Here is a 16,854-nt window from a genome sequence, read left to right as displayed (position 1 = left end):
TTGTTTTTTTGTATCGGCTGATATCGTCCGTGCGTACCCAAATGCGTGTCTCTATCGAATCGCGAAATCCAGCGGTGCCCTCGACCGATGTGGCCTCAGCACCTAATTCACTATTGCTTCAAATGGCTGTACGCTGGCTCTTGCAACAAAGCCGCAAATCTCAAGTTCCAGTCCCCAACCCAATCCGGTGCCTTTGCCTGGTCTCGTAATCCTGGATCGCAGGCGAGGGCTGCCTGAACTGCATCCGCTGCTGGTCGCAGTAATTCCGGATGCTTGATTGGATCACCTGGAATCCACTTGTACTCTTCTATTTCCTGCTCGCCCGAGGCGATCTTAATGAATGCACCCGCTTTCAGGAGATGCCAAAAGGCCGCCGGCCCGATCGCTTCGGCGATGCACGCATCACACGAACTGAGGAACCGTGGCAAGTCGTCAAAGTGCGCGTTATGAAGGTATAGGCGAGCATCGGAGAGCCACTCGCTACTGTGCGGTGTACGCGTGAGTCCAAGTTTTGCCGTCTCCAATGCCTTTTCGTTCTGCCCCCACCAGTTGTAGCCCTTGGCAAGCAGGAGCAACTCCTCGGATGATAGTTCCGAGGCATCACGACCGGCCAACAGGACTTCCACGACCCGTTGCCCTTCTGCCCTTGTGTCACTGGACGAATGATCGAATATCCAGCGTACGCGGTCCGCTGGTGTTGCATCCTCAAGTTCTTCCGGCAGCATTTCAGGGCGATCAAAGCCCACCAAAAACACGATGCTTTCGGCCTTTGAATCGACATACACTTCACGGTGATGGTGACGCGGGCCACAAGACATGCCGATCTTCAACAGCCGCTTTCCCACATAGGGTTCAAAAGCGTCACGCTTCGACTGCCACCATTGCCTTGCGGCGTCTGGCAGCTTTCCCGAGGTCAAAAAAACATCGATAACTTCCAGTGTGTTTTTCGTGATCTGTTCTTCAACCAGATAGGTGATCTCGCCGAGTTTGCCGACACGGACAACCTCCGAATCATTGCTCGTCACGAGCAGCCGTCGAACCATCGACACGTGTTCGAGCAGGATGTGCGCGTCTGTCATCCAATCAATCTCAGTCCAATATGGGGTAGTAACTTGCTGGGGAAATACTTTGGTGTATCAGGAAATCGCCTAATCTGAAATGATCCATCTAATCGTCTGGACCTGCGTTAACATCTATTACGAGACGGTTCAGTCAATTCTAACTTGCCCCAGTATAACCGACCACTAAAAGCACGGCGTTCCGTCAAATGTTCATTTACCCCAATCACATGAATTCCCGTCAACCAATTTCGCCAAGTGCTGACCACCCTTCTACGCGAGAAACGCGCCCAGCTTCCTGGTGTGCCAGCGGGCAATCTTCTAAATTGTGGATGCCCTAAAACCATCCGCGTCAAATTTGTAAGCCCCCATGACCATAGCTGATTCTCAAACTGGCGATGCGGTGGTCAAGGCGACCGCTGCTCAGACTTCGACCGTGATCGATATCATTGCTCGTGCCTTTGATGATGACCCGGCTGTGAATTGGTTTGTGCGGCAGGATCATCGGCGGGCGGCGGCGGTTCGTCAGTTTTTTCAGATGATGGCCGATACGCTCTATGTGCGGCACGATGAAAACTACCTCATGAGCGACGGCACCGGGGCGACGATGTGGTTGCCGCCGGGGATCAGCACGCAGGTCGGCTTGCTGGAAACGCTCCAACAACTCCCCGCGGTGTTGCGCACCGTCCGTTGGCGGGGCTTGCGGCGGCTGCTGCAAGTGCAAGCGGTCGTCGACGGAAACCATCCGCACGAGCCGCACTACTATCTCTTCGCCATCGGCACACTCCCAGAACTGCGCGGCCAAGGGATCGGTTCCAAACTGATGCAACCGATGCTCGAGCGCATGGACCGCGAGGGCCTGCCCGCCTATTTGGAGAACAGCAAAGAACAGAACCTACCGTTTTACGAACGGCACGGCTTCGAGGTCACACAGCAGATTCAATTCCCCAACGGCGGCCCGCCGCTGTGGCTGATGTGGCGTAAGCCGCGCTAGTAGAGCGGTTGAAAAACTAGAAAGTACTCGATTGTTGGGTGCCACTGCTGGCTTGTCCAGCAGTGTTTTTGCAACGTCGGTCCGACGCCTCATAATTTGAAGCAGTCGATGAGCCATTAACCCTGGGCCACTACACTTAGAACCTGACTCTTTGACAATTCACTTCAAACGATCATAATTACCCTGCAGACCACCTCACGCGCAAGGTATCAAACGGTGATCGACGACGAACCACTTGCAATTGCAACCGATGATTTACAATTGCTCGGCAGCTTCTATTCTACCGATTTTCCCTTGGTGGTCGAATCGGTCGAGGATGAAATTCGAATCGTCCCACCCAAAACACCATGGTGGTCACTTGCCTTCTTGGCCGTCTTGAATTCAACAATCTTCTTGGCAATGGTCGCCTTCATTGTCACAAAAAATGAAGGTGAGAGTTTGGAGCCACTGATCTGGGGAGGGATCGGATTAGCCGGGGTGCTTGCGATTACTGGGCCGGTGATCGCATACAAGCTAAGACTCAACTACCTTGTGCGACAGAGTCCGTTGCTGTCATTGAACAAAACTTCGAATACAATCTCAATTCTCGCTGGTTCCAAGCAATTTATGCTCGCCGATGTCTACGCCTTAGTCGGCTTGTCCCTGCCCGACAAGCAAGGAGAGGTTGTTACCGAATTGCAGGTATTCGTTTGGGACGCTGATCGATTAACGCCCCATTTAATCAACACGTCTATCTTCAGCTTTCCGAAACAAACTTACGGTAAAACATTACGAGAGTTTGGTGAACATTCGGGTTTGCTGACACTTGTCGCGAATTCGAAGAAGATCTCGATCATGACACCTACGAACGGCGAATCCTCTGACGTCTCCAAGCAGTGAAGTCGAGCGAATTGAAGTGGCGACCCGCTTGCGATTTTCATCGAGAATGCGTTACCGCGTGGGTTTGTCATCTCTAATGACTGTCAAATCGGAACATGTCAGGTTTCCACGTCATTCATCGCAATGGGAAGAATCGAATCCGGCTGGAAGTTCATTTGTAGCAGAATAATTCATGGGGCCCTTAGCAAAGACTTGGGGCGTCGCTCTGTGGCTAATCCCTTTCGCCCAAGCGTGTGCGGCGTATTGGTCCGGGGGATCATCAATCGTCCTACGCGAGACAGGTGCGTCGCGATGCTTCCTACGGGCTGGGCGAGACCATTGGCACACCAATGTTGCTGTTGCCTTGTTGGGGGATTGGGCAAGGCATTAGAATCGCCGCCGTCGATTCGTCGATATCAGCATTCTCTTATCCCAGGCGGATCATCGCCGCAAGAAAGTCCCCCGTATGTCACGCCGTACCGTTCGTGAATTAGTTGACGGAGAGTCCGTCGAAGAAATCTATGTCATCGCCGACAAACAGTTGCGGGCCAATCGCAACGGCAATACCTACCTCTTAGCCAATCTCCGCGATAAAACCGGCGCGATCAGCGGCTTGATGTGGAATGTCAACGAACCGGCGATGGCTCACATTGATTCCGGTGACTTCGTCAAAGTGCAGGCCAAAGTGCAGATGTTCCAAGGGACGCTGCAAATGATCCTCACCAAGATCGAAGGCGTCCCGGCCGACGGACTCGACCCCGAAGAATTCGCCCCGCAAGCAGCCTGCGACGTCCAGCGTCTCACCGTCCGGTTGACGGAACTGGTCGCCGACTTGGACGATGAGAACGTGCGGTCGCTGCTCCAACGTTTTCTAGCGGACGAAACGTTTATGCAAGGCTTCACGCAAGCCCCCGCCGGCACCAAAGCGCATCATGCGTACTTGGGGGGATTGCTGGAACATGCGGTCAATATGATGGAGGTCGCCGACCGGATCGCCCCGCTGTACCCCAATGTCGACTTCAATCTGGTCAAGGCGGGCGTCCTGTTGCACGATTCGGGAAAAATCCGTGAACTGGGTTACGAGGACAGTTTTCTCTACACCGACGCCGGACAACTGCTGGGACATCTGGTCATCGGTGTCGAGATGCTGAATGAAAAATTGGCTGAATGGAACGCCGAAAACGAGACTCCCTTCCCCGAAGAAACCGCCCTGCGGATCAAACACCTAATTCTCAGCCATCATGGCACGCACGAGTTTGGCAGCCCCAAAGTCCCGATGACGCCCGAAGCGGTCGTGCTACATCACATCGACAACCTTGATGCCAAGGTGAACGAATTTCTCCGCGACATCGACGACGATCCCAACGTCAAATCCCGTTGGACGGCCTACAATCAACGATTGGGACGCAAATTGTTTAAGGGGTCCACGGACGAGGCGAACGAATAGTTCCCGGTCGCCGGTCCCGTTGTTTCCCACTGAGCTATCCACAAACGATTCCTACATCCCCTTGATATTTCCGAAGTCTTCCATGAGCTACACCTCAGCTGAGAACGATATTGCTTGGCGGCATTGGCGGCGGGAATGGTCGTTGCCGCCCGATGTGATCTATTTGAATCACGGCTCCTTCGGTCCCGCTGCCCGCGAAGTCCAAAACGTGCGGCACAGTTGGACCGACCAATTGGAAGCTCAGCCGTTCGACTTCTTCGTGCGGCAGATGGAATCGGAACTGATGCATGCGGCGGAATACCTGGGCGAATTCGTCGGGACTTCGGCCGACAATTTGGCGTTCGTCGACAATGCGACGACCGGAATGAACATCGTGGCCAAGTCGTTGAACCTGAAACCGGGCGACGAAGTCCTTACCACGAATCATGCCTACGGCGCGGTGCTCAGAATCTGGCGGACGATTTGCAAACAAGCGGGCGCGAAACTCATCGTCCACACCTTGCCCGATCCCCTGACCGACACCACAGAACTGGTCGACTCGCTGTTTACCGCCGTCACGGAGAAGACGCGGTTGTTGGTCGTGGACCACATTGCCTCGCCGACAGCGGTGATTTTTCCCGTCGCAGAGATTTGCAACCGCGCGCAGAAAAAGGGCGTGCCGGTTTGTATCGACGGTCCGCACGCGTTGGCCATGTTACCGCTGGACCTCGATGCGTTGGGTTGTGAGTATTACGTTGCCAGCGGGCACAAATGGTTGGCGGCACCGTTCGGGTCCGGCTTTCTGTATGCCCATCCGCGGGTTCAAAAACAACTCGAGCCGTTGGTCATCAGTTGGGGCGGCAGCTTGGCGGGGGCCGAGGCGCGGTGGCAGGACGAATTCCACTGGCCGGGGACCCGCGATGCAGCAGCGCAATTGACGATTCCCACAGCCATCGATTTTCTGTGCCGGGCAGGTGTCTGCAATTTCCGCCGGCGTTCGCATGATCTGGCTCAATACGCGCGGTATCGCATCGCCGAAGTAACGGGATTGTCCTGCGACCTACCCGACAGCCCCGCTTGGTACGGTTCGATGATCGCCCTGCCCCTCCCCGCGGGCGATGAACCCCCAATGAAAAAAGGGGTCCGCGATCCACTACAAGGATTGCTCTGGAAGAAACACCGCATCGAAGTCCCGGTGATCCATTGGCACGGGCGACGCATGTTACGCGTCTCTTGCCACCTCTACACCACCGCTCGCGACATCGATGCCTTGGCCGACGCATTGCGCGATGCGTTATAACACTGAGGACACAGAGACTTTAGACTGTAGGCTTTAGACCGTAGGAAAACGCCCAATTTCCGAATTCCCAACCCTACAGTCTAAAGCCTAAGGACTAAAGCCTTTTTTCTCTGTGTCCTCTGTGAACTCTGTGGCTAATCCCCTGACTGCGAAGCGGGTGCAGATAAAACTCACCACGAAAGAAGCGAAATACACGAAATATCCCAATGCCAACGACTAAGACTTGCGGCGCTGTATTTCAACTCAATACAACAGCTTGGGATGAAAACAACGCAGTTTCTTTTTTCGTGTCTTTCGTCTTTTTCGTGGTTAATTTTTTTAGGGATAGAAAGTAGCACGCCGGAAAGGGATACCATGCCGTTTATTGACATCAATACCATTGAGGCCATCGAACCGGTCCCCGGTTGCCGTATGCGGACGCCTTATGGCGAAAAGCTGATGCTCTCGTATCTGGAAATGGACGAGGGCGCCGTTGTCCCGCTGCACGACCATCCGCACGAACAAGGGGGCATGCTGATCAAGGGGCAAGTGGAACTGACGATCGGCGACGAGACGCGGATTTGCGAAGCGGGTTCGCTGTTCATCATTCCCCCCAACACACCGCACAAAGCCGTCGCGGTGAACGGCCCCGCCGTGGTGCTGGACGTCTTTAGCCCGGTCCGCGAGGACTATGCGGAGTTGTTTAACAAGTACATTCCGCCGGTGTGATTTGGGTAGGATCAGGGTGATCTGCTGTAGGTGGCTTGGCCTTGGTTGGATACAGTCCGTCGCAAGCAGCGACATGCGGCTAGAGTTTTGACCGGCAATTTGAACTCCAACCGTCGGCGCGGGGGCGTCGGCGGTTTTTTTGTGCGCTGTGTGCCGAATTGCGGGCCGTTTTTGTGCCGTATTGCCGCTCGGAGAACTCGAATCGGGACCGGCAGCTGTACTATTTTGGAATTCTTGTCGAATTGCAGCGAATTTGTATAACAACTCGTTTTGCCATGCGTTAATCTAAGTGCCTCAGAAGTTAACTTGGATAAGAATTGCCCCGAGGATACCCACGAATGAAACACCTTCTTCTTGCCGGCATGGTCGCGCTTGGTTTGGTAGGAAACGTCGAGGCTGGAATTATTGCTTCCACGGATTTTGACGGACGTACGGTCAGCGGAGCAACCGCTTCGAATCTGACCTGGACGGTCAACGGTGTCGCTGATCCTGGGTCACTGACGGCCTCCGACAACCTGTTTGACACGCCTGATGCTCAAAACATCTTTGCCGTGAATAAAAACTTTGCTCCTGCGGGGCAATGGACAGTCGACATTGCACTCAACGTGGGTTCGTCCGCGTTGCAATTGGACACGGTGACACTCGATGCTTACATTCTGGATCGGAACGGGATTTTTCAGCCGAAAAACCGAGATCTGGACCTGCGGATTGATCTGTTGAACGGCGGGATTCTTGATTCCGACTCGGTCAACAACATCTATCCACAAAACGATAATCCGCCAGTTCAGCCCCAACCGGTCTCCTTTGACTTGTCGGGGAACATACTCGCCGCGAATACGAACTACATCCTACGCATCACGGCCAGCAACACCCCCGGTAGCTTTGGCAACAACGCTGGTTTTGACAACCTGGTCGTCAACGGGATGGTCGCCGTCCCCGAACCCAGCACCTTCGCCCTGCTCGGCATCGGTGGCCTAGCCTTGGTCGGATACGGTGTCCGGCGTCGGCGGCAACAAGCGGCCTGAGGCTTGAACTGCTCAATAAACCTTCCAACCGTCGGCGTGAAAACGTCGGCGTTTTTTATTGGCTGTTGTGCAAACCATCGCGTCGTCTTATGGCTATGAATGGGCCAGCGAGTGGGACACTGCGCCACCAAACCACCAAACGTCCTGTGCGGTTGCCCTAGTCGTACTGAGGACGACACGACCATTTCTTTCGCAAATACGTTTGCCCGCCGTTCCTCTGCTTGAAGGACGGAATCGAAGGTTGTAATTTGCTGGTATGTTGCACTTGGCCTCCCATTTCGCTGTGCCGTTAATCGTAGCGCTCACCTTCTATCGCAGCCGCTGGCGATATGTCTTTCTGATTCTCATCGCGACGATGCTGGTCGACTTGGATCACTTGCTGGCCGATCCCATCTACGATCCCGAGCGATGTTCAATCGGCTTCCATCCACTGCACTCAATCCCCGCGATTGTGGTCTATGCCTTGATGTTTGCACTTCCTCTGCTTGTGGCACAGAAGGAAAGCTCTTCGGGTTGGCGACGTGCAATCGACTTGGTGCATCTCGTGGGACTTGGTCTGCTGATTCACATGGCGCTGGACGGGATCGACTGCCTGATTTAGCGCTGCGTGCGATTTTCCACATCAACGTTTACGTCTGGTTGAGTGACGGCTGGCAACGGCTGCCAATTCGCGGGCTGTTTCTGTGCTGCACGACATTTCCCAACATGCTGGCCAGCATATGTTGTTTGGGAAGTTTGCAGGAATTGCAATGCTTTTTCTTGAAATGCGGGTAATCCTGGGGCACAATGGTGACTTGGAATAGGCAAGCGACTCAATTTCACCATTACCTTTAATTCTGAGATTCTCCCCATGAAACACATTCTCCTAGCCGGTTTGGTCAGTCTTAGCTTCGTTACGTCTGCTCAGGCGGGACTGATTACGTTTACCGACCGTGCGACTTGGGAAGCACAACTTTCCGCATTCCAAACAGAAAGCTTCACCCTCCCCGATACCGGAACGCTTGCCGCAAATGTGACACATACGTTGGGGCTTGTGACATTCTCTTACCCGGGGGTTAGCTCTCAGGGTTTTCCTCAAGTGAGTTCAAATCAGTTCGTAGGTGATGTTTGGAGTGTCTCCTCAGGAGGCGGAACTTCAGAAACAGGACCGCACACGTTTGGACTTCCTAGTGCGGTGACGGCAGTCGGTGCTGATTTCTCTAGTGCAGAACGATCAACTCTGACTGCTGGTGGCATGACAGTCACAGTACCTACTGATTCTGGAGTCCAATTCTTTGGCGTTATTTCAGACACACCATTTTCGAGCTTCGTTCTGGATCACAATCAGACCGCGACCACTAATAATGATTTATTTATCATGGACAATCTTAGCTTCGGCAATACTGCTGCCGTCCCCGAACCGAGCACTTTCGCTCTGCTCGGCATTGGTGTCATCGCCTTGGTCGGATACGGAGTCCGTCGCAGTCGGCAACAAGCAGCCTGAAACTTGATTTGCTATAATTGAACTTCAAACCGTCGACGCGGGTGCGTCGGCGGTTTTTTCGTGCGCTGTGGGGGTGGTTGTTGATGCGCGGGCCGGATTCGATTGTTTCCAACTTCCTCTCTCCTCCGACTCATCCGTCCGGATAACTCACTTTGGAATTATTATAGGGATCATGCCGATTTTTCTTGATATTCTGATTGTGGCGGGGCACAATGGCAAATTGAAAGAGGAGAGCGCGCTGTAACAACGGTTTCGACTCCCATCAGCCCAAGAGGTAGCTCATGAAAAAACTCATTCTTTTAAGTCTCGCTCTGATTGCAATGTCTCTCACCTCAGCGACTGCCAACGCCGGTGTGGTCTCAGCTTGGGGTGGAGCTGGAACATCCGGAACGGATCCTTTTGGAAATCCCTGGTTATTGAATTCAGATGGTTGGGGAATGCCCGGTGTTGGCGAAGGGAATATTCCTTGGGGAGGCAATGTGCCGGTCAGTGATTTTCATATCACATTTGACCTGCCGACGGGGGTTGTCATTGATCAAACTGGATTCAATGACGTCTTTCGACTCGCTCCATTCAGCGGTGGGCAAGATGATTGGGACATGACCGTCATGAACGGCAACACGATTTGGTTTGAAGCTCCCGATCCTTCGCTGATTCTACAGCCGGGGCAAAACTTCTTTGTGAATGTCAGTTTTTCTCAGCCGCTTTCTGTCATCGCCTTTGAAGCAACATGGACCGACGATCACGTCGTCGTCCCTGAACCGTCCACCTTCGCCCTGCTCGGCATCGGTGGCTTGGCCTTGGTCGGATACGGAGTGCGGCGTAAGCGGCAACAAGCTGCTTGAGGTTTGAATCGCTCAATTGACCTTCCAACCGTCGGCGTGAAAACGTCGGCGGTTTTTTCGTGCGCGAGCGCCGCTGGTCAGTTTTGGGGAAATTATAGGATTTGGGACGTTTCTGCTTGATATGCCGGTTTTCCTGGGGCACAATGGTGACTAGGAATAGGCAAGTGGATTATTTTCATCACCACATTCGGTTCAGAGGTTCTTTCTCGTGAAACACGTTCTTATTGCCGGTTTGGTCACTCTTGTTTTGGTTTCCTCTGCTCAGGCGGGGATGGTCACGATTGACTTCGATGTTTTTGAGACCCCCGATCCCGATAGCATTATTGTACCCAGCCCATACGTCGAAGACGGATTCCAAATTGTGGGCACCCATTTACGTGCTCGAGGACCAGCAAACGTTTTCTATGCAGGGTCGGCCAGTCTTCTTCAGGCGATAGATGGCGGAGTAGCGACTTTGTCGAATGTCAACAACATGCCCTTTAATTTATTAAGCATCGAACTCTCATTTGGTCATTTTTTAGGCACTTCACCGCCGGTCACATTTACTGGCAACTTGTCAGGCGGGGGTACAACGATGCAGACCTTCACGCCAACGGTATTCGGCTTTACGCAATTCAATTTCAACAGCACGTTTTCCAATCTGACCTCGGTCTCCTGGGTACAGGGAACACATAACGAAGAAGGCCACCAGTTCGACAATATCGTCGTGCAGACCGTCCCCGAACCAAGCACGTTTGCCCTGCTTGGCATCGGCGGCTTGGCCTTGGTCGGATACGGAGTGCGGCGTAAGCGGCAACAAGCTGCTTGAGGTTTGAATCGCTCAATTGACCTTCCAACCGTCGGCGTAAAAACGTCGGCGGTTTTTTCGTGCGCTGTTGTTTTTTTAATAATCTCCGGGAATTTTTGGTCAGCTAAGGGATAGTTCCTACTTATCGTTTCCAAACCTGCTGATACATCCCTGAGACGTGGTCTGCGGACACAAAATTGCAAGCCTTTGGTCCAAGCATCACCCGTTTTGCAAACCGGTTCAAAGCCTCAGGGAATCCCTGCGTATTGAGTAAATTTGACACGTGGAAATCCGTGGACTACGTTTGTATTGGTCGTTCAAGATGGACTGTACCGGGCCTTTTGAAAACCGACTGGGCCGTTCGAAAACCGACTGGCCCTTTCGATGACAGACCGGTCACGCTGCCTGGGCTAAAGTGGTGACCACGATCTTGCGGCGCTGAGGGTTCCCAATCCGCGGTTCATCATTCCATCCCCAACCAAATACGGGAAGCAAGGCGATGGTCATTTCAACGCTGAGCTATGGCGTCAAACAGGTTCTGCGGCAGGATGTGCCCGCTATTCAACGTTTGCTCAAACGCATTCGTCACGACGAGCGTTTCGCCGACCTGTCCCTCTTCAAGCGGCGCTGCCCGAATGACCAATTGCGACAGGATGAACGTCGTGCTCGGGATCGCTATCCGCTGTGTTGGCCCATCGAAGTGCTGCCGGTGAATTTCGATGAAGGCGTGATTGAGTACGTCGATTGCCCGCTGGGCGATATCCAAGTCTACTCGCAAGACGTGACCTTACGGGGGATCAGTTTTCTCCACTCCGAGCCGCTGCAAACGTCACATGCCGTCCTCACCTACGCTCCGGCTGAGGAAGAAAGCATTTCGCTGTTGTTGGAAATTTGCTGGACAGCTGCGGGCTGGGAACAGCCCTTCCCCGGTTGTGGAAAGTTTCTGATGAGTGGCGGCAAGTTTCTGGGGATCGTGGACTCCCTGCCGGGCGAATGACTTGATTCTGCAGGCCCGACTTGAAAGCCAACCCCTTGGCCGGTCTCCCGGGCTCCGCCGGCGTATCACTGCTCGTGGCGGCACAACCGGTGTCAGACTGCGCGGAACAGATTGCAACTTAAATTTCCAACCGTCGGCGTGAAGCGTCGGCGTTTTTTTGTGCGCATTCAGCTATTTTCTGAAACTCAAGGATTTTCGGAAGATTGTGCATACGCTCGCCGTACCTTTATACGTCTAGTTTAAATAGGCGGCTTGGCTCGGGCCGGAGTTGGCTGGCGACGCAAACGGCAGCAGTCCGTCTAGAATAGCTGGTCAAAGAACCTTGTGGGGCAGGGAAACCGTTGACGTGCATACGTCGGCGGTTTTTTTTGTGCGCTCAACTAAAAGCTACTTCCCTGCCCGCAGTCAGACGCGGTCGGCGGGGTTTGGCTCTCCGGTCTATCTCGGTTTCTCGAACAGCGCCCGCAAGGACGCTTGCTCGTTGGGCGGGTCCACGACCTGCTGAAATGTGCACTGGAGCGATTCCTTGCGGAATTCATCGATGATCTCTTCCGCTTTCGCGAAATACCTGACTGCAATATCGCCCGAGAATGCACAACGTGATTTTGGATCGTACCCAGCACGATCTTTTCCTTTTGGCTCACCACACATTGTGAAGACAACGATTCTCCCGCCCGGCTTCAGCCAGTAGCTAAGATTAGAAATCACGCGATCACGGTCTTCTCCGATGATGCAATGCAGACAGAGACCGTCAATGATTAAGTCGAAAGACGCGGGAGCGAACAACTCCCGTTCACAGATGTTCCCTCGGAGAAATGTCACGTTTTGTTGTCGACACCGTTCCCGAGCCCAGTGAATTGCCACATTCGACACATCGACACCGGTTACAGACCAGCCGCGATCGGCGAGAGTATCTGTCAGGTTTCCTGCTCCGCAGCCGATCTCGCAGACGTCCGCTGTTGAAGCAACCTCAAGCGGTTCTAACAGCCCATTGAGTGTTTGAATGCAATCGTGGACTTCTTCCGCAGAATTCCACCCAGGCCAACCGGCAGCTTTCTTACGCCTGTAGGGAATGTCGTGAGCTTCGTAGTTGGTGCGCATGATACGAAACCTCATGGTGTAACAGCCGAAACGTGATTCGGATTGGGTACGATGAGGCTTGGTCCGAGAATCCGTGTGTTTTCTGGCGTGTCTCATGCGCAACGTTTTATTGAGAGCCACAAGCACGCCTACGCGCTCGAAAGCACGTTAGCGAGTCGGATGAAAGCTCGCAAAAGGCCGCTGTCACTCGTTGAGAGACCATCATTTCGGCATGGGGAGCAGAGCGGACTGCCGACGTATTTTGGCTGCCCCCATTTTCAAGTCTTCAGACTCCGCGTGGCAGTCAACGTTAGGCGTCGTCCACAGGTTGGCGACGATCCATTTGCGACTCCAAACCGGCAATCCGACTTTCGAGTCTGATGACATACACTCCCAAGCAACAGATGGTTGGTCCCAGTATAATGAGCCATAATTGTGTCTGAGAACTGGCATCCTGAAAAGCACTCGCGATTGCTCCGAACAGGACCATGCCGAACACGATGTAGAGAAGGTAATTCGCGGAACCAAGACGCTGGGGAGTTCGCGTCGGGTCAACATCCGCATGAATTTGGGAAGCCATCTTCAACCTCGTCGATTCGTACAACACACCCGACGCCGCCCCTCAATGAGGCGGAAAACGTCGAACAACCGTTCAATAAGTTTACCAGACAAAAACCATGTTTAATAGACCGAACGGTCAATCAAGGACCAAGGCTGCTTCGACCTCGGTGAACTACTATATAACCGTAAATTTTCATATTGCAGATAGGTATTTATAACATTGAACAACTGGGGAGCTGAAGGTGAAACCTCGTATGTCACAAAACTTTCCATTCGTGATCTCATCGCGCGTCGGCTGATCACATTGCCATTCGGCACAGTGAGAAGTGCGAAAAACGTAGCTTATCAATCAACGTGCCATCGTCCCGTGCCATGGGCGCGATTTGGCTCAATGGAACTTCTAAACGTCGGCGATGAAAGAAGCGAACGGTGGGCATGCCCTAGTTCAGCGATGCCGAAACAAACGACCAAGGCGATTCATCATCAAGGGAAACCAGTCGACTTTGTCTTGATCCCGTTTTGCATGAATCGATTTGATGACTTCAGCGCCAAGTTTGATGTAAAAGAGTGGAACCAAGTAGATGACGGCAAAGCAGGCCGGAACCAGCCACCCTGAAGATTCGGAATCACCGCCTTGGCCAGCCCAATGGAGGTAAAACGGGGCATAGGTTATCGAGACGCCGGTTAGTGCTGACACTACCCAGAATAGCGGTGAGTTCACGCGGCGCTCCCACTTCGAGTCAAGTTCGACAGTGATTTTCTCACTCATCTGGCCACTCCCTAGAGTTTCGTCCGTTAGACTCCATGCCGAAGAATTCAACTCGCGTCGCGACAGGACGCGCTCGCCTGCCGGTTGTTGAAGATCACAACGACCAGCCATCGAACGGGAAGTTTTTACGTCACCGCCGCAACCGAAGCGAGTCCCACTGAATTCCCAAGCAGTGTACCATCGTGATCGTCCGCTGCAAAAGAGCAAAGATGATCCCGAAGGGACCTTGCGTAAAGTCATGTTGTCCGTCGTTACCAAGCAACAAGCGCCACAAAGGCAGGACAAAGCATCAACAGCCAGCCGCCAATTGCAACAAAGTCGCCGGGCGTCTTCTCGGTGATGACTGGCCGCCCAAGGCCTAATGAAATGCCGGTGAGGTTGCCAATTCCATCCGCGAACCAAATGCACAAGAGGGGTAACAGCAAGAAGCGGACCAACTTCAGAGCGACCTCAGGGGTGCCAAAAACAAGCGCGCTCACCAAGTAGAGGACGGCGACAAAACCAGAAACAAAACGGGAGCGGAGCAGTTCGCGACCGAATAGCCTTCGGTTGGCGTCTTTGATGATATCGATGTGGTTCGCAGCCAATCGATTGACGGTCGGGGTGCCCACACCATATTGCGCAATCTGATCGAATTGGCCGCGTGAAAGCCAGACTCCCAAACAACGGTTGCAGCGGTTGATATCGATTCCCGAGTGGTATGCGTAATCAACGACAGGCATCTCAGTCTGACATTTCGGGCACGGCAGGGGCGTTGCGTTGATTTGTGATTTTGGTCCAGCGGGCGGCGGCGAGGTTGCCCGCTGGAGGGCAGTACGAAGTTCGTCAGGGTCGAACCACATTCCGTCGCATGTGGTGCAACTGTCGATGGTTACTCCCTGAAACAACGAGCGTTCCAAAGGAGTTTCGCAGGATGGGCAATGCATGTTATTTTCGAGCGGACAACAGTGTTTTGGCAGACAAAGTGCCGTAAAGAGAGGAGTGACCATCCGGTTGTGCGTCTTCTCAGACACGTCATATTCGCCTGATTATCCGACTCTCTCGTTGGGGATGCAAGAATGATTCGCCGAAACACTGATCTCCGGTTAGTTTGCAGCTGAGGGCTTGTTTTCAAACTGGGAGGGCGAGGCTTCGGCCGAACCTCGCTGCACCCTATCGCTTGCCCCCAGCACAAATATCTTCAATCGCGGGACTGACTCAAAGCAGTGATTTCCTCTTTCATCTGGCCACTCCCTAGACTTTCGTCCGTTAGACCCCATTTGGTCTGAGAATCCGGTCGGTATGTGACATTGCCAAAAACCTCGCCCGGCCGATACGGTGGTGATACAAATTCGCTGGGATCGTTAGTCACGAGGGCGCGTGGTTGTGACTGTCTTGCGTCCTTGCCTGGTTGGCCGACACTTACTGACTCTTGGATGCCTTGTCCGTACGGTCTTTGATCGCCTCGAAGAACTTTTGATCACGATCGAATTCACTTGAAACCGGGAACGAGAGCACCTGGCCGTCTTCTAAGGAAAGCGTGATTTCGCTGTCCTCAAAAAATGACTCGTTTCGATAGAGTTCGACCTCACGAATGTCTTCAAACGGGATTTTTGTCAGTGGCGTATCGGGGGCAGCCTGCAAATAGATGACGACTTTTTTATCGCTGACAAAGTAGAAACCATTGCGAATGTCCGTGATGCCGTCGGAATAGAAAAAGAGAATTGTCTCACCATCGTCCAAAGCGCCGACGCTTTCGATTGTCTGCAAGAATTGAGACGGAATTCGGTTGCCGGTATAGACGGATGTTTCTGGAGCGAAGACCCCCAGATAGGCAATGCATGCAATGACGCCGCCGCAACAAAGAAACGTGACGGCAGCGCCCCCACCCAAGAGCCACCAAATCGCACGCGACCGTCGAGGTGGTATGGCTGTCTCGCGGCGATTCTGCGGTAAATCACTGAAGTCTGACATATGACTGTTGCTCTGAAATTACGATATTTGGCTAACGGGGTTTTGGCTTCCTCATTGTCGTCACATCAGGGGCAATCATTCGCTTATGCATCTTCTCAGGCACCTGACTAATTGATGATTGTCTGCTGCTGCGCCCGGGAACACAAGAAGATTTTGGTGAAATGGGGATTCCTTAAGCGCTGCGATCAACGAGCTTTCATCCATGACACGTCCTGAGTCTGTGGTAGATAACGTCCCCGTTCACCGGCTTGCGGCTCCGGTGCAGCGGATTGTTAGGCGGTTCTATGGACAGCACTTTGCCGCAAGTTTTGTAAGTCCCAATTCTTCGATCCACCATTTCGGCTGATTGATCGCCTGCCGATCAGCGAAGTGTTCACAGAGTTGAGTCACTTCGTTCCACGAGCCATCCAGATCACCCAGGATGTAGAGGATCTGGGCATTCACTGGCTTTGGGCGAAACTGATTAAACCACCGATGAGTGCGGTATGCCTGAAGGCCGTCAATTGACTCAAGGTCTTTGGCCAGTTGTTCAATCGCCGAATTCAGGTGCTCGGCAATGGGACTCGAATCCTCATTGGCGCGTACTGACCATCGGTCAGGCACATTGTCCAAGAGTCTTTCGAGACGCTCTCGCGTCCCCCGGGAATCGCATTCGTATTCTTTGGGCTTTTCGAGGATCTCGATACTGGCCAGTTGGCAAACAGCGTCGAACGCAAGGCCAACGTTGATGTAGAATAGCTTCTCGTCCCAGGACGAACTGTGGCTGGATTGAAAGTTGACAACCTGAACGACGTCATTGTGGCGGCGATGAAAGTTTAGCGCGGACTTGCGGAATCCCAGTGGTTTAAGGACCGATGTCACCGCACTTTTGATGATGTCGTCGAAACGTGTTTGTGCTGGAGATTTTTCACGAGCCATATGAGACGCGACCTTACCGCAGAACGTCCTCGTTCACCGGGCCGCGGCGAACGACATTGAATTTAGACCCCGCGCGGCCCGCAGCTCCTATG

The 16,854-nt window shown here is 53.3% G+C and carries 17 protein-coding genes and 1 pseudogene; 11 read left to right on the top strand and 7 right to left on the bottom strand.

The window, feature by feature from the left end:
* Positions 1–110 precede the first annotated feature (110 nt).
* Positions 111–1,079 (bottom strand): hypothetical protein, encoded by a 969-nt coding sequence (locus tag Mal52_RS10810; protein ID WP_145376097.1) that lies wholly within the window; start codon positions 1,077–1,079, stop codon positions 111–113.
* A 349-nt stretch (positions 1,080–1,428) separates the two neighbouring features.
* Here Mal52_RS10810 and Mal52_RS10805 point away from each other — a divergent pair, with 349 nt between their 5' ends.
* The 11 genes and pseudogenes from Mal52_RS10805 (at position 1,429) to Mal52_RS10755 (ending at position 11,481) form a co-directional block, all read left to right on the top strand.
* Entirely contained in the window at positions 1,429–2,052 is a 624-nt protein-coding gene (locus Mal52_RS10805; RefSeq protein WP_145376096.1) for a GNAT family N-acetyltransferase, read from the top strand.
* A gap of 216 nt (positions 2,053–2,268) precedes the next feature.
* On the top strand, positions 2,269–2,931 hold the full coding sequence (locus Mal52_RS10800) for a hypothetical protein (RefSeq protein WP_145376095.1): 663 nt from the start codon (positions 2,269–2,271) through the stop codon (positions 2,929–2,931).
* A gap of 445 nt (positions 2,932–3,376) precedes the next feature.
* Positions 3,377–4,357: a 3'-5' exoribonuclease YhaM family protein gene (locus tag Mal52_RS10795; protein ID WP_145376094.1), complete on the top strand. Its 981-nt coding sequence runs from the start codon at positions 3,377–3,379 to the stop codon at positions 4,355–4,357.
* Between the two features lie 82 nt (positions 4,358–4,439).
* Positions 4,440–5,636 (top strand): aminotransferase class V-fold PLP-dependent enzyme, encoded by a 1,197-nt coding sequence (locus tag Mal52_RS10790; RefSeq protein ID WP_145376093.1) that lies wholly within the window; start codon positions 4,440–4,442, stop codon positions 5,634–5,636.
* A gap of 354 nt (positions 5,637–5,990) precedes the next feature.
* Positions 5,991–6,344, top strand: a complete 354-nt coding sequence (locus Mal52_RS10785) for a cupin domain-containing protein (protein WP_145376092.1) — start codon at positions 5,991–5,993, stop codon at positions 6,342–6,344.
* Positions 6,345–6,682: 338 nt separating this feature from the next.
* Complete coding sequence (locus tag Mal52_RS10780; RefSeq protein WP_145376091.1) at positions 6,683–7,369, top strand: PEP-CTERM sorting domain-containing protein; 687 nt, start codon at positions 6,683–6,685, stop codon at positions 7,367–7,369.
* Positions 7,370–7,625: 256 nt separating this feature from the next.
* Positions 7,626–7,970, top strand: coding sequence for a DUF6122 family protein (locus Mal52_RS10775; RefSeq protein ID WP_145376090.1), 345 nt, complete (start codon positions 7,626–7,628; stop codon positions 7,968–7,970).
* A 249-nt stretch (positions 7,971–8,219) separates the two neighbouring features.
* A complete protein-coding gene (locus Mal52_RS10770) occupies positions 8,220–8,852 on the top strand; it encodes a PEP-CTERM sorting domain-containing protein (RefSeq protein ID WP_145376089.1) in 633 nt (210 codons plus the stop codon).
* Positions 8,853–9,598: 746 nt separating this feature from the next.
* Positions 9,599–9,697: pseudogene (locus Mal52_RS30480) on the top strand (PEP-CTERM sorting domain-containing protein); the annotation flags it as partial.
* A gap of 208 nt (positions 9,698–9,905) precedes the next feature.
* Positions 9,906–10,505, top strand: coding sequence for a PEP-CTERM sorting domain-containing protein (locus Mal52_RS10760; RefSeq protein WP_145376087.1), 600 nt, complete (start codon positions 9,906–9,908; stop codon positions 10,503–10,505).
* Positions 10,506–10,983: 478 nt separating this feature from the next.
* Complete coding sequence (locus tag Mal52_RS10755) at positions 10,984–11,481, top strand: hypothetical protein (protein ID WP_145376086.1); 498 nt, start codon at positions 10,984–10,986, stop codon at positions 11,479–11,481.
* A gap of 438 nt (positions 11,482–11,919) precedes the next feature.
* Here Mal52_RS10755 and Mal52_RS10750 read toward each other — a convergent pair whose 3' ends face one another.
* From Mal52_RS10750 to Mal52_RS10725, 6 genes are all read right to left on the bottom strand, one after another.
* Positions 11,920–12,582 (bottom strand): class I SAM-dependent methyltransferase, encoded by a 663-nt coding sequence (locus Mal52_RS10750; protein ID WP_197534816.1) that lies wholly within the window; start codon positions 12,580–12,582, stop codon positions 11,920–11,922.
* Positions 12,583–12,871: 289 nt separating this feature from the next.
* A complete protein-coding gene (locus Mal52_RS10745; RefSeq protein ID WP_145376083.1) occupies positions 12,872–13,141 on the bottom strand; it encodes a hypothetical protein in 270 nt (89 codons plus the stop codon).
* Positions 13,142–13,567: 426 nt separating this feature from the next.
* Positions 13,568–13,891, bottom strand: a complete 324-nt coding sequence (locus Mal52_RS10740) for a hypothetical protein (RefSeq protein WP_145376081.1) — start codon at positions 13,889–13,891, stop codon at positions 13,568–13,570.
* A 251-nt stretch (positions 13,892–14,142) separates the two neighbouring features.
* Complete coding sequence (locus Mal52_RS10735; RefSeq protein ID WP_197534815.1) at positions 14,143–14,817, bottom strand: TFIIB-type zinc ribbon-containing protein; 675 nt, start codon at positions 14,815–14,817, stop codon at positions 14,143–14,145.
* A gap of 475 nt (positions 14,818–15,292) precedes the next feature.
* Positions 15,293–15,844, bottom strand: a complete 552-nt coding sequence (locus tag Mal52_RS10730; RefSeq protein WP_145376077.1) for a hypothetical protein — start codon at positions 15,842–15,844, stop codon at positions 15,293–15,295.
* Between the two features lie 282 nt (positions 15,845–16,126).
* Complete coding sequence (locus tag Mal52_RS10725; protein WP_145376075.1) at positions 16,127–16,762, bottom strand: DUF4304 domain-containing protein; 636 nt, start codon at positions 16,760–16,762, stop codon at positions 16,127–16,129.
* Positions 16,763–16,854 lie beyond the last annotated feature (92 nt).

This window comes from Symmachiella dynata (assembly GCF_007747995.1).
Lineage (GTDB): Bacteria > Planctomycetota > Planctomycetia > Planctomycetales > Planctomycetaceae > Symmachiella > Symmachiella dynata.
The sequence above is the reverse complement of the archived record's forward strand: the minus strand, read 5'-3'. Positions and strand labels throughout refer to the sequence as shown.

What these genes read in the sequence shown, in the direction of transcription:
- Mal52_RS10810 (WP_145376097.1), bottom strand. Translation starts at nt 1,079, where the DNA reads ATGACAGACGCGCACATCCTGCTCGAACACGTGTCGATGGTTCGACGG.
- Mal52_RS10805 (WP_145376096.1), top strand. Translation starts at nt 1,429, where the DNA reads ATGACCATAGCTGATTCTCAAACTGGCGATGCGGTGGTCAAGGCGACC.
- Mal52_RS10795 (WP_145376094.1), top strand. Translation starts at nt 3,377, where the DNA reads ATGTCACGCCGTACCGTTCGTGAATTAGTTGACGGAGAGTCCGTCGAA.
- Mal52_RS10790 (WP_145376093.1), top strand. Translation starts at nt 4,440, where the DNA reads ATGAGCTACACCTCAGCTGAGAACGATATTGCTTGGCGGCATTGGCGG.
- Mal52_RS10785 (WP_145376092.1), top strand. Translation starts at nt 5,991, where the DNA reads ATGCCGTTTATTGACATCAATACCATTGAGGCCATCGAACCGGTCCCC.
- Mal52_RS10780 (WP_145376091.1), top strand. Translation starts at nt 6,683, where the DNA reads ATGAAACACCTTCTTCTTGCCGGCATGGTCGCGCTTGGTTTGGTAGGA.
- Mal52_RS10775 (WP_145376090.1), top strand. Translation starts at nt 7,626, where the DNA reads ATGTTGCACTTGGCCTCCCATTTCGCTGTGCCGTTAATCGTAGCGCTC.
- Mal52_RS10770 (WP_145376089.1), top strand. Translation starts at nt 8,220, where the DNA reads ATGAAACACATTCTCCTAGCCGGTTTGGTCAGTCTTAGCTTCGTTACG.
- Mal52_RS10755 (WP_145376086.1), top strand. Translation starts at nt 10,984, where the DNA reads ATGGTCATTTCAACGCTGAGCTATGGCGTCAAACAGGTTCTGCGGCAG.
- Mal52_RS10750 (WP_197534816.1), bottom strand. Translation starts at nt 12,582, where the DNA reads ATGCGCACCAACTACGAAGCTCACGACATTCCCTACAGGCGTAAGAAA.
- Mal52_RS10745 (WP_145376083.1), bottom strand. Translation starts at nt 13,141, where the DNA reads ATGGCTTCCCAAATTCATGCGGATGTTGACCCGACGCGAACTCCCCAG.
- Mal52_RS10740 (WP_145376081.1), bottom strand. Translation starts at nt 13,891, where the DNA reads ATGAGTGAGAAAATCACTGTCGAACTTGACTCGAAGTGGGAGCGCCGC.
- Mal52_RS10735 (WP_197534815.1), bottom strand. Translation starts at nt 14,817, where the DNA reads ATGCATTGCCCATCCTGCGAAACTCCTTTGGAACGCTCGTTGTTTCAG.
- Mal52_RS10730 (WP_145376077.1), bottom strand. Translation starts at nt 15,844, where the DNA reads ATGTCAGACTTCAGTGATTTACCGCAGAATCGCCGCGAGACAGCCATA.
- Mal52_RS10725 (WP_145376075.1), bottom strand. Translation starts at nt 16,762, where the DNA reads ATGGCTCGTGAAAAATCTCCAGCACAAACACGTTTCGACGACATCATC.